10 protein-coding genes are annotated in these 12,084 nt (G+C 41.8%); all 10 read left to right on the plus strand.

All coding sequences use genetic code 11. The features are described from left to right. Positions 1–6: 6 nt before the first annotated feature. On the plus strand, positions 7–1,518 hold the full coding sequence (locus ACHWSC_RS14785; RefSeq protein ID WP_394677265.1) for a gluconokinase: 1,512 nt from the start codon (positions 7–9) through the stop codon (positions 1,516–1,518). Between the two features lie 16 nt (positions 1,519–1,534). Continuing rightward, complete coding sequence (locus tag ACHWSC_RS14790) at positions 1,535–2,857, plus strand: gluconate:H+ symporter (RefSeq protein ID WP_394677266.1); 1,323 nt, start codon at positions 1,535–1,537, stop codon at positions 2,855–2,857. 180 nt (positions 2,858–3,037) lie between these two features. Next, positions 3,038–4,522: a TPM domain-containing protein gene (locus tag ACHWSC_RS14795; RefSeq protein WP_394677267.1), complete on the plus strand. Its 1,485-nt coding sequence runs from the start codon at positions 3,038–3,040 to the stop codon at positions 4,520–4,522. A 162-nt stretch (positions 4,523–4,684) separates the two neighbouring features. Then, positions 4,685–5,287, plus strand: a complete 603-nt coding sequence (locus ACHWSC_RS14800; protein WP_075990835.1) for a CDP-alcohol phosphatidyltransferase family protein — start codon at positions 4,685–4,687, stop codon at positions 5,285–5,287. After that, positions 5,280–6,110: a phosphatidate cytidylyltransferase gene (locus ACHWSC_RS14805; protein WP_394677268.1), complete on the plus strand. Its 831-nt coding sequence runs from the start codon at positions 5,280–5,282 to the stop codon at positions 6,108–6,110. The genes ACHWSC_RS14800 and ACHWSC_RS14805 overlap by 8 nt, the downstream gene beginning before the upstream one ends. A 50-nt stretch (positions 6,111–6,160) precedes the next feature. Further along, entirely contained in the window at positions 6,161–7,189 is a 1,029-nt protein-coding gene (locus tag ACHWSC_RS14810) for a patatin-like phospholipase family protein (protein ID WP_394677269.1), read from the plus strand. Then, positions 7,186–7,941: an SDR family NAD(P)-dependent oxidoreductase gene (locus ACHWSC_RS14815; RefSeq protein WP_394677270.1), complete on the plus strand. Its 756-nt coding sequence runs from the start codon at positions 7,186–7,188 to the stop codon at positions 7,939–7,941. The genes ACHWSC_RS14810 and ACHWSC_RS14815 overlap by 4 nt, the downstream gene beginning before the upstream one ends. Then, positions 7,923–9,359 (plus strand): hypothetical protein, encoded by a 1,437-nt coding sequence (locus ACHWSC_RS14820; RefSeq protein WP_394677271.1) that lies wholly within the window; start codon positions 7,923–7,925, stop codon positions 9,357–9,359. The genes ACHWSC_RS14815 and ACHWSC_RS14820 overlap by 19 nt, the downstream gene beginning before the upstream one ends. A 63-nt stretch (positions 9,360–9,422) precedes the next feature. Then, positions 9,423–11,129 (plus strand): bifunctional alpha/beta hydrolase/class I SAM-dependent methyltransferase, encoded by a 1,707-nt coding sequence (locus ACHWSC_RS14825; RefSeq protein ID WP_394677272.1) that lies wholly within the window; start codon positions 9,423–9,425, stop codon positions 11,127–11,129. Between the two features lie 479 nt (positions 11,130–11,608). After that, positions 11,609–12,064, plus strand: a complete 456-nt coding sequence (locus tag ACHWSC_RS14830; protein ID WP_394677273.1) for a hypothetical protein — start codon at positions 11,609–11,611, stop codon at positions 12,062–12,064. Positions 12,065–12,084 lie beyond the last annotated feature (20 nt).

Below are 12,084 nucleotides of genomic sequence, written 5' to 3' on the forward strand. Positions count from 1 at the left end.
TTATTTATGATTATTGGATTAGACATTGGGACATCATCTGCGAAAGCTGTTGCATTTGACTACGAAGGGAACATCTTATCCCAGCATAGTGTACCTTATCCTATATTAAACCCGTCGGAAGGCTGGTACGAGCAAGATCCGGAGATTGTTTATGCTGCATGTATTGAGTCTATTCGGTATGTAATGATTAACTTAAGGCAATCTCGTGCAGAGATACCGAAACCCGTATGTGTTTCGGTGAGCAGTGCTATGCACGGACTGATCGCTGTTGACTCGGCGGGACAGCCACTTAGCAATTGCATAATATGGGCAGATCGCAGAAGCGAGAATATTGCGGTTGCCTTGGAGGCAAGTGAGATGGGCAGGCTACTTTATCAGCAGACGGGTACACCAATACATCCCATGTCTTTGCTTTGCAAATTAATGTGGATAAAGTCCAACGATCAAAAATTATTTGCGCAGTCGCACAAGTTTATCGGTATCAAAGAATTTCTTTTTTACCGGCTCTTTGGAGTTTACGTTGTCGATCATTCCATCGCATCTGCAACAGGGCTTTTCGACATACATCACCTAACATGGTCTGATCAGGCGTTAAGCTTGGCGGGTATATCGGAAGAGCAACTAGCATCTCCAGTTCCGGTCGATTATATTTTAAATATGCCTAGCCGAGAAATTGCGGCCTTGATGCACATCCCTGAAGATACCCCTTTTGTTATAGGTGGTAGCGATGGTTGTTTGGCTAATCTCGGGGTAGGGGCTATAAGTCCTGGAGTGGCTTCGGTAACAGTCGGTACCAGTGGGGCTATTCGCGTAGCAAGTTCGCGGGCAAATCAAGAAAAAAAACAAAGACTATTTACATATCTACTTAGACCAAATGAATATATAATTGGTGGTGCGGTTAACAATGGCGGTGTATTACGCAACTGGTTTCGAGACAACTTTTTGTGCGAATTTACCCAAATGGAAGCAGATGGGGATCCTTCTGCGGTGTTAAATGCTTTGGTCGACTCCGTCGTTCCCGGGGCGGAGGGCTTGATATTCTTGCCCTATCTAACTGGTGAACGGGCACCACATTGGAATTCCAATGCAAAAGGCGTTTATTTTGGAATACAGTTGCATCACGGCAGGGCGCACTTTGCACGTGCCATGATGGAAGGGATGTTGTTTGCAATTTACAGTGTAGGACTCGCATTAGAGGAGAACACCGGTCCCATTCATACGATTTTTGCAAGCGGCGGCTTAGCACGTTCATCGTTGTTGGTGCAGATGCTTGCAGACATTTTCAATAAACCTGTATTTACCAAAAATACAGTAGAAAGCTCTGCTTGGGGAGCAGCATTGATAGGCTTGGAAGCATTGGGTATACAGGGAGGTGAGCCTACTATAAAAAACAAACAAACGGAAGAAAAGCAAGATACCGAGCACTGTTATAAACCGAGTGCGGAGCATCACGCTGTATATATTAAAAACTTCCAGAAATTTGAACACCTGTACCATATATTGGAAGGTGAGTTTTAACTAGATATAAATTATTATGCCTCTAATCATCGTTATTTTGGGAGTAGCTTTACTACTTATTTTAGTCACTGTCGTCAGGTTAAACACGATCTTTTCATTACTGATAACCTCGGTTGCGGTCGGTTTTGCGATGAATATGAGTGCCGTCGATATCCTTAAATCTGTTGAAACTGGAGTGAGTACCACTATGGGCCAGTTGGCACTATTGTTGGCTTTCGGGTCTCTACTGGGGAAATTGATGGCGGAGGGTGGTGCTGCAGAAAAGATTACAACGGTACTAACGGCTGTATTTGGCAAAAAGAACTTACCTTGGGCAATGGTTCTCACGGGCTTTTTAGTAGGAATTCCCTTATTCTACAATGTCGGTTTTATCGTCTTAGTACCATTCGTTTTCATGGTATGTGCTTCCAATAAAATGCCATTGCTTTACGTCGCCATTCCGTTGCTGGCAGCGCTGTCCGTGACACACGGTTATTTGCCTCCACATCCGGGAGCTACGGCCATAGCGCTTACCTACAAAGCGGATATAGGTTTAACAATGGTATATGGCATTATTGTGGCAATTCCTGCCATAATTATCGGTGGACCGCTCTTTGGCAGGATGCTTAAGCATATTCCAACCAACCCACCCACTGAGTTTTTTCCTGAACACAATCAAGCAGATCGAAAAGAGCTTCCCGGATTTGCAATTAGTATATTTACGGGGCTTTTTCCAATAATTTTAATTGCTTTTGGTTCATTTTCCCATCTAATATTTCTAGAAGGCTCCTCTTGGCTGAAGGCACTACGTTTCTTGGGTGACCCGGTGGTGGCTTTAATGATTGCATCGCTAATGGCGATGTACACAATGGGTATCCGCCAAGGCAAAAGTTTGCGGGAGCAGTCAGCAAGTGTGGAAGAAGCAATCCGCGGGATAATGATGATCCTTTTTATCATTGCAGCATCAGGCGCTTTCAAGCAAATTTTGGTAGATAGTGGTGTAGCGAATTACATCGCTGACCTAACCGCAGACCTGAGCTTGTCGCCTCTTGTGCTTGCATGGTTAATAGCCGGTATCATTCGCCTAGTTATCGGTTCGGCTAGTGTTGCTGGGCTCACAGCAGCGGGCATTATGCTTCCCATTGTGCAGGCAGGAGAGGTTACGCCTGAATTAATGGTGCTAGCGACGGGAGCGGGTAGTCTCATGTTCTCACACGTCAACGATCCGGGGTTTTGGATGTTTAAATCTTATTTTGGAGTGAGCATGAAGGATACGTTTCGCTCATGGACGGTGATGGAAACGCTCGTTTCTGTTATTGGATTGATCGGTGTCTTGGTTTTACACTGGCTTGGTCATTGACAGCGAATGAGAAAGTTTCATATTGCTAGGATACATTAATAGGACAGAGCGTCTTAAACGAATATTGAATTATATAGGCCCATAATCGGTTGATTATGGGCTTTTTTTTGATGAAAACCTTTGTTTGATTTTTTTTTCTTAATATCGTGACAATGAGCCAAATTTTGTTGTTCTAAAACTATGCAGAGATTACATCGTTTTTATATTTTTTTATTGATTTGCGTAGGAAGCTGCCTCCCCGGGCTGTCAGCTTTCGGGCAATTTATCGCCTATACCGTCGACAATTTGCCAAGCCCCAAATTACAGGGACAGGATTATTTTGTCTCCAATCCTGATGGGATTCTATCCTCGGGTACAGTGGCCGAATTAGATGGCTTATCGATGCAGATTGAGGCTGCTACAAAAGGTGAATTTGCCATCGTTGTTGTGAATGATTATGTTGGCGACAGTGATTTCGAATTTGCCTTAAAATTATTCAATACCTGGGGTATCGGTAAGAAGGAAAGTAACAATGGGCTTTTGTTGTTTATTGCTAAAGACCGGCATGAATACCGTTTTATTACAGGGTATGGTATGGAAAGTATTTTGCCCGATGCCTATTTAAAACGTATTGGCGAAAAATATCTCGTACCCAATTTTAGGAATGAAGATTACGACCGCGGTGTTACGGAGGCCGCAGAATTTATTAAGACAATACTTACCTCACCGGATAGTAAGGCCGAGCTGGAACGCTTGATGCCAGAGGCAACGCCGGTCTGGAGCTTTAAAAGTCCTATCCTGCGAAATTCACTGTTGGTTTTAGGTTTATTTGCGATCTGTTATATCTGGTTGGGCGAGGTGACGCGAGCGATCAAAGGAAAGTTGACCAAAAAAAGTAAATATTTTCCGCCTTTAGTCAGTGGATGCGGCTGTATGGGGATATTAATGTTTATCTCGGTGTTTATCTGTGCGTTTGCCCTCAATAATTTTGAGGAGGTCTATCAGTGGAAAAATCTACCTTATTTTATAGTTGTTTTTGGTAGTATTACCCTGGCCATGAAATACAATGCAAGCCGCACGCAAATTGTTAATTCCTATCAGGATGAGGAAAATATTCAAAAGGCTCTGCGTAAATTTCGTGTCTGGAGTTTGGTTCCACTATTACTGAGTCCATTGGCTCTATTTGATCTCATTGGATTAAACAAGCGCATTCGGAAGAATCAACTTCGATTGATGCCGCCAGATCAATCTGGTCGTTGGTTGCGCATGAATAAGGATGATGTATCTACCCGTGAAAGTGCGTACCTGGATAAGGGGCAGCTTTTGGAGGAAAAAATCGGTAGTCGTTCGTATGAAATCTGGATAGATCAGGCGACCAATGAAACAAAGCTGGTTCCCTGGGACGAGAATGTTGGGTTCAGTGAATGTCCTGCATGTCATTATAGAACTTTTGAGACTGGACGTACCAAGACGATACGTGCAGCAACTTATAGTTCGCAGGGATTAGAGGAACGCTTTGACTTATGTAAGAATTGTGGACATCGGGTATCTCATGGTGAACACTCGACTCCAATTAAAGTGCGCTCAACATCGAGTAGCTCTGGCGGAGGATCTAGTAGTAGTGGTGGCGGTGGAAGCTTTGGTGGCGGATCTTCTGGTGGGGGTGGTGCCGGTGGAAGATGGTAGTCGGTAATTTAGGGCAAAAAAAAGGTTTCCAAACGGGGAGAATGAAAACCTTAAATAACCAATTATAAACCTAAATTATGATGACACAAATATAGTGTATATATTACACTATGCAAATTTTTTTTTAAAAAAAATGAAAAAATAAATTACAGCTAGCGCGAGATGATTTCTGTTTATAAATTAAAACCAAAATTTCAGCAGTTGCTGATGCCAATCTTGAACTTTTTACATAGAAAAAAGGTAACGGCAAACCAGATCACGATCGGATCTATTGTATTGTCTTTGATCATTGCTTTACTGTTTTGGTATGCTGATCGTTTCCCGATTTTCTTTTTGGCCCTGCCAATCGGATTGTTATTACGAATGGCCTTGAATGCCTTAGATGGCATGATGGCACGACTTTTTAATCAGACTAGCAAGACGGGCGAAGTATTGAACGAAGTCGGAGATATTGTTTCGGATGTCGTGCTATTTTTTCCTTTGCTGAAGTTTCATCCGGAAAGCATATATCTGATCGTCGCTTTTATCGTATTAAGTGTTGTGAATGAATTTTGTGGATTGATCGGGAAGGTGATTGCCAATGATCGTCGTTACGATGGGCCGATGGGTAAAAGTGATCGTGCTTTGCTGTTGGGGGTATATGGAATTTTAGCATTATTGCATATTTCCATGGTTACTGTTTCAGGTTATATTTTTGGTGTTTTGTGCTTACTCTTACTTTTGAGTTCGGTAACTCGATTGAGAAAGGCTTTGGCGCATGGCTGATGCCAATAGCAAGTTCGCAGATGTTCCTGTTCGTGTTAGAAGCTGGGGTTATATTGTCTTGGTGTTGGCGGTTGCCTTCGTTCCACCAACAATATCACCCTTGTTTGTGGCCTGGATAACCTTTCAAGGGATGCGCGAGTTTGCTCGTATGTTTATCCCTGAATGTAAGACGCAACCATTGGTTTTTCTTTGCATGGCATTGTTGCAAGCGTTGCTCCTATACTTTTGTTCCTATCGAGAATATCTATTGTTGGCTAGCTTCTTGTGTTTGGGGACTGTTTTGTTTTTCAAATATGGTTTAAAGGTTAAAAAGGGAGCAGTATTTGGACTATTTTTAGGCGCGGTAGCTTGTTTGCTTGCATTTAGCCATTTAGCTTTTATCCGATCCATTAAAGTGGATGGCAACCCCTTCCTAGGACTAAAATTAATCGGATATATTGTTGTGTTAACAGAATTGAATGACGTCTTTCAATACCTGATGGGTAAGTTTTTTGGCAAACGTAAAATCGTTCCGCGTATTAGTCCAAATAAGACAATTGCGGGATGTGTGGGCGGTATCAGCTTAACAATTATATTGAGTAATTTATTGGGCTATTTTTTACTGCCATTTCAGAATTTTCTATACTTTTCGTTGTTCGGTTTGTTTTTCGGTATTTTGGGATTCTGGGGAGATGTCCTTTTTTCCTATCTGAAAAGAAAGACAGGAGTAAAAGATACTGGAACATTGATTCCTGGGCATGGTGGTTTATTGGATCGTATCGATAGTCTGATCTTCAATGCGCCCCTGTTTTATGCTTTGATTATCCTGTTGTTGGGGAATTAATAGGATTTGATGAATGTGGTAGAGAGAAGGCTAACTAAAATTTCAATCTGATGGCTTATCAACGTGCTGTTTTATTTTCGGGGGGTGGAACTCGGTTTAGTTTATATCTTGGTATGTATGCTGCGCTGGATGAGCTGGGCTTAAAGCCAGATCTGCTTATCGCGAGCTGCGGTGGTTCAATGGCAGTGGCTGTTATACAGGCCTTTGATACACATGAAGCTCGCAAGTCCTATCTGCAATCAGACGAGCTTTATCAGTTTTTCCTGCATCATCGGCTTACAGAACAGCGTCGTTTGGGGAGGTTGGGCGTGTATGTTTTGAAAAAACAGTTTAATAAGAAACGGGCACCCTTTATTGAGGACGTTTTTAATCGCTATCTCGTCCATATGGAACAGGATCTTTCCTTACTATTGCCTACATTGGATAGACCATTCTCAACAGCAATTCCAGCACTTGTGGTCGGCGCTAAAGTGCTGTTCAGTCCGTCTGAAGTTGGGAAGCGGCGTGGGGACCGGAAACTCTATCAAAAGATATTGATGGGAACTCAGGATGTATTGGAAAACGTGCCCGTTGAGGCAATAGGAATTTCGGATAGTAATTACGAGCATAGTGCAGTGGCTAAAGCGGTTCATTTGAGCGCTGAATTTTCAATGCTACAGGCGGCCCGTATTTCGATGTCCGATATGTTTTATATTGAACCTGTATGCTCCAATAAAACCTATTACGCGGGTGGAGCAATTGATCTTGTACCAATGGAGCTAGCAAAGTCGCTTGCTCAAAACATCATATGTGAGCGTAAACAACCTTATAAACCGCAAGAAGAAGCGTTGGTTCGGGCAGTATTAGGCTTTAGCGGAAATAAACGATTAACAGATTTGGAACGGCAGTTCCCGTATGCACATTGGATTGATACACAGGATGCCGCGGAACAATTAGCTGGGAAATACTGTAAAAAAGGAATTGATTGGTCTAAATTTGAAGTTACGCTGTCTTTCCCGATTGATCAACAAGAATTTGCTGAAGCGATGGAAGCGCAATGGAACTACGGCTATGAGGTGACATTAAATTCATTGAAATGAAAGTATTTATTGCCGGTGGTACAAGTGGAATAGGCCTTGCTTTGGCCAAGCGTTATCTTGATCAAGGAGCAGAGGTAGCGGTTTGTGGGCGCAATCTGACGAAAATGTCAGCATATTTCTGGGGACATAGTATCAGAAGTTTTGAAGTCGATGTATGTCAATTGAGCAGCCTGCAAAATGCGGTCAGTTCATTTTGTGCGCATATGCCTTTAGACCTCTTTATCAATTGTACAGGGAGTTACGCGGATGACGTTGCTCAACAAATAAGCTATCAGGAGGCGGTGGCTATGCTCCAGGTCAATATGATGGGTACTTTAAATTGTTTTGAAGCGGCGAGAACTGCTATGCAAGGTCAGTCGGAAGGACAAATTGCAATCGTTGCATCAGTTTCGGGAACGCTCCATTTTCCTAATTCAAGCCTATATAGTAAGACAAAGCGTGCTGCAATCCAAGTGGCTGATGCGTATCGTAGGGCACTCCATCCGTATGGAATTGCGGTTACTGTTATTGCTCCGGGCTATGTTGATACGGAAAAACTGAGAGCGCTCAATAAGCAAGATTTGTCTAAAAAGCCATTCTTAATCCCTGTAGACGATGCAGCACAGCGTATAATGACAGCTATCGAACAGAAGAAGAAGCAAGTCGTTTTTCCGAAGCGTATGAAGTGGTTGATGGCATCTCTGGGACTACTTCCAAATATTGTGTTGAATAAAATTATGTCAAGGAAGGCCAAATGGATGAAAAACGACTGAAAAATAGGGGGCTGCAATTTGCTGTCTTCCTTTATTGTGCGCTATTTTTCCAGTTGACTTATTCTGCTGCTGCGGTCCATGCTGCAAATCAGACTACTGTATCTTCGTTTGTGTTTCCTTTTGAACACTTTATGCCGTTCGTTTCTTGGATGATTATCCCCTACATGAGTAGCGGTTTGTTCTTCGCTTTGGTTCCTTTCTGTTGTCGAAGTCGAGAAGAGCTTTGGGTCTATACGAAGCGTTTCAGTTTCATTACCATCTTCTCTATTTGTTGTTTTTTTATTTTTCCCTTGCGATTTTCTTTTGATAGGCCTAGCGTTGAGCATCCTGTTTTTAAATTCTTCTTCACCTTTTTAAGTAAGCATGACTCTCCATTTAACCAAGCACCTTCGCTGCATGTGGCGTATGCATGTCTGTTTTGGTCTGTGCTCGGTAGGCAGCTAAAAGGCTGGACACGCTGGGTAGTGGGGATTTGGCTGCTATTCATGGGAATTGCTACACTCACCGTTTATCAGCACCATCTGGTGGATGTGTTGACCGCGTTGATTCTGGTTCATGTTGGATTTGTCCTATTCCCATCACCATCGGGATTGCTTCATGATAGTGCATTATCTACGCTAAAGGCGGCGCGGTTGCCCTTTTTGTCCGGTACCGAAAAGATAAAATTAGACGAAAAGTGGAAATTAGACTTGGAGGCCGAGGTTTGTCGTAGAAACCAGGGAATTGGCAACGTTTACTACGCCATCGGCTGGTGTTTACTGTTACTAGCATTGTGGGGCGGGACTCATGCATTTGGATTATATCTTTTGTGTTGGCCATCCTTAGTCTGTATTGCGGTGGGAAGAAATTATGTTATCAATAATCCAAGGTTTCTGAAAAATGAAAAAGGTTGGATGCCCGTGTTTAAGAAATTGGTTTATAGCCCATATCAATGGATTTATTGGTTGTTGTGGCGATTCGTAAGACGTCGTAATAATCCGCCATTGCTTGAGATTTTACCACGTTGTTATGTAGGTCCGAGGACGACAGCAGGAGATCTCCGTGTGCTTGGTCTGAATAAGCATCTGGTTGTTTTTGACCTGGCTGCAGAATTGGAAGAAATAACGATCCTACATGTACAGGAAAATTATCAGTCATTTCCATTGTTGGATGTAGCGGCGATTACGCTGGCTGATGCCGAAAAGATATTGGCCGCGCTCGTCATCCGTTATCAGCAATTGCAGCGAGATGAAAATATGATTATACATTGTACAATGGGCTACAGCAGAAGTATGATTTTTGCTGTTCTATTGTCACAAAAAATATTATCTTTAGATTTAATGGATGCTATAGATTTGGTTAAATCTCATAATAAGCATCTTGTATTGCATAAACATGCACTTAAGTTGATGGAGGTGCTAGTTGAGAGAAATAGCTAGACGGTCATTTGCATGATCTTTGTTGTTAAATATACTATTTGATATTAGTCAGTAAAATTATACATGAAATCAGGTTACTTCAAGAGTTTTGATCAAGGGGAGTTATTATATCGCGTTTGGAATTATCAGGCTGGACAGCGGGCATTGATTGTACTGCACCGTGGGCATGAGCATTCGGAACGTCTGCAGGAGATGGCTACGGATCCACAGTTTGCCGATCATTCAATCTTTGCATTTGATTTGCGCGGACATGGTTATACGAAAGAACCAGTTTCACCGATCTTTATGGATTATGTGCGGGATCTGGATAGTTTCGTTCATTATATAGGCCGTGAATATTTGGTTGATTCGAAAGACATTTTCGTTATCGCCAATAGTATTGCAGGTGTTGTTGTCAGTGCCTGGGTACATGATTTTGCGCCTAAAGTGGCAGGTATTGCATTGTTGGCACCTGCATTTGAAATTAAATTATATGTGCCCTTGGCAAATCAGATGATTGCTTTGGGAACAAAGCTAAAAAAGGATCTGATTATCCAGAGTTATGTCAAATCTAAAGTGTTGACTCACGATATCGATCAGCAGAAGGCATACGATGCCGATCCTTTGATTTCCAAATCTATCAATGGCGCTTTGTTGGTTGATCTATTAAAAGCTGGCGAGCGTATCGTTGAAGACGCTGCGGCGATTGATATTCCTGTGATTGTCCTTTCTGCTGAAAAAGATTATGTGGTCAAAAATTCGGTACAGAAAAAATTCTTTGTGACAATTGCTTCAAAGTTGAAGACCTTTATTACATTACGTAATTTCTACCATGGGATTCTATTTGAAACAAACCGGCAGAAGGTGTACCAGTATCTGCGAAACTTTATCGACAAGGCCTATGCCCGACAAAGTCCTGAGCTGACGCTTGAACCCGATGAGTTTTCGGTGAAAGAGTATGAACAATTATACCATAAGTTACTTCCTGCGGGGGAAAAATTGAATTATGCGGTCCAGAAATGGGCATTGGGTAAAATAGGTTCCTTAAGTAAAGGAATGAATTTAGGCCTGCAGTTTGGATTTGATTCTGGGATATCGCTGGACTACGTCTATCGCAATGAATCGCAGGGTAAAAATCGCTTTGGCCGCATCCTCGACCGTGGTTATCTGGAGGCCATCGGCTGGAAAGGAATTCGCATTCGAAAACAACACTTGTTACAGTTGCTAGAAGAGCATATAACAAAAGTTAAAGCTGCTGGAAAAACCGTTAAGATATTGGACATTGCGGGTGGGACCGGAAATTACTTATTTGATATTAAAGAAAAATATCCCGAGGCCGAAATCGTGATTAATGAATTTCTGTTGTCAAATATTGAGGTAGGAGAGAAGATTATCCGTAGAAACGGATTGCAGGGAATACGATTTACCAACTACGATTGTTTTGATCCAGCTACCTATTCCAAACTGGAATTTGAGCCTAACATTGTTATTATCTCAGGTATTTTTGAACTTTTTGGTGACAATGAAATGGCAAGTAGGGCTGTAAAAGGTGCAACTTCGATTTGTGAAGAAAGCAGTCATTTGGTTTATACCGGACAGCCATGGCATCCACAGTTAAAGATGATTGCTTACGTGTTAAACAGTCATCAGAAAAAAGACTGGGTGATGCGCCGCCGTTCGCAGAAAGAATTAGACCGTCTGATGGCTTACAATGGAGTCGTTAAGGAGCGTATGCTAATCGACGACTTTGGCATATTTACAGTCTCTTCGGGGGCTGTGAAGGGCGGATAATCGTAAAAGATTGAAAAGCTCATAGCCTAGTAGTATTTTCTTTAATCTTACTCTCAATATTTTTTAATCTTATAACAAACTCAATAAAAAGTTCCCATTTCGGGAACTTTTTATTGAAATAGCTTTGATTTTGCTTATCTCAGGTTTTTTTAAATGGAGGTAAGTAAAATGGATATCCGGTTCTTATATTCTCTAATCTCCTGAACAATATGTTCCAAATTTCCATTGAAGTCCAGTAGCTGTCCGAATACCTTATCGTTTTTTGCTAATCGACCATGTTTATGATTTAGATCGGAATGAACCGATCGTAAAAAGTATTCTTGAGTTGGTGTGCTTGAAGCAGAGTACCCTCGTGTTTAATATCTTTTCGCGAGACCGATGGGAAGCTGAAATGGAAGACGGGTGCTATTACAATATTGCCCATTGTCGATCTAAATTTTTGGTGTTTTCGGGAAGTCCCTATCGTTTGGTAGAACCCGATGGGGGCTCTGGAAAATTTTAAAGATAATTTCTGGTCTAAGTTTAATAATAGGGTTAAGATAATCGAGCATTTTTTAGAAAAATGTAACACCTTGCTTTGTGATGAAGAAATTGTTGCGGATCTTGCCCATACCCTTTTATCGTCTTGTTTAAAACAGATTTACCGTTTGGTAATCGATACTTTTTCTTTAAATGTTCCGAATTTAAATCGCCCATGTAAGGAACTTGAAGAAATGGCAGCGAGAGTACTACCACAATTACGGGGGCAGATCAAGAAAGATATTGATGCTTATATAAATTGGCGTGTAGCCGATTTTGAAGATTTAGATGAAGATACATTGCGTATGAAACGTCACATTCCAGATATGGTGGAACTTGAACGTTTATTGGACATTGCTAAGATAGCCTTCGCGCAGAAGTTGGTCGTATTATTTGGTTCTAATGAAATAGTATAATAGAGTGCAAAACAATTATG

The organism is uncultured Sphingobacterium sp. (genome assembly GCF_964277905.1).
Classification (GTDB): Bacteria; Bacteroidota; Bacteroidia; order Sphingobacteriales; family Sphingobacteriaceae; genus Sphingobacterium; species Sphingobacterium siyangense.

Excerpts from the sequence above, each read along its gene's own strand:
- ACHWSC_RS14785 (WP_394677265.1), top strand. The coding sequence starts at position 7 with ATGATTATTGGATTAGACATTGGGACATCATCTGCGAAAGCTGTTGCA.
- ACHWSC_RS14790 (WP_394677266.1), top strand. The coding sequence starts at position 1,535 with ATGCCTCTAATCATCGTTATTTTGGGAGTAGCTTTACTACTTATTTTA.
- ACHWSC_RS14795 (WP_394677267.1), top strand. The coding sequence starts at position 3,038 with ATGCAGAGATTACATCGTTTTTATATTTTTTTATTGATTTGCGTAGGA.
- ACHWSC_RS14800 (WP_075990835.1), top strand. The coding sequence starts at position 4,685 with ATGATTTCTGTTTATAAATTAAAACCAAAATTTCAGCAGTTGCTGATG.
- ACHWSC_RS14805 (WP_394677268.1), top strand. The coding sequence starts at position 5,280 with ATGGCTGATGCCAATAGCAAGTTCGCAGATGTTCCTGTTCGTGTTAGA.
- ACHWSC_RS14810 (WP_394677269.1), top strand. The coding sequence starts at position 6,161 with ATGGCTTATCAACGTGCTGTTTTATTTTCGGGGGGTGGAACTCGGTTT.
- ACHWSC_RS14815 (WP_394677270.1), top strand. The coding sequence starts at position 7,186 with ATGAAAGTATTTATTGCCGGTGGTACAAGTGGAATAGGCCTTGCTTTG.
- ACHWSC_RS14820 (WP_394677271.1), top strand. The coding sequence starts at position 7,923 with ATGGATGAAAAACGACTGAAAAATAGGGGGCTGCAATTTGCTGTCTTC.
- ACHWSC_RS14825 (WP_394677272.1), top strand. The coding sequence starts at position 9,423 with ATGAAATCAGGTTACTTCAAGAGTTTTGATCAAGGGGAGTTATTATAT.
- ACHWSC_RS14830 (WP_394677273.1), top strand. The coding sequence starts at position 11,609 with ATGGGGGCTCTGGAAAATTTTAAAGATAATTTCTGGTCTAAGTTTAAT.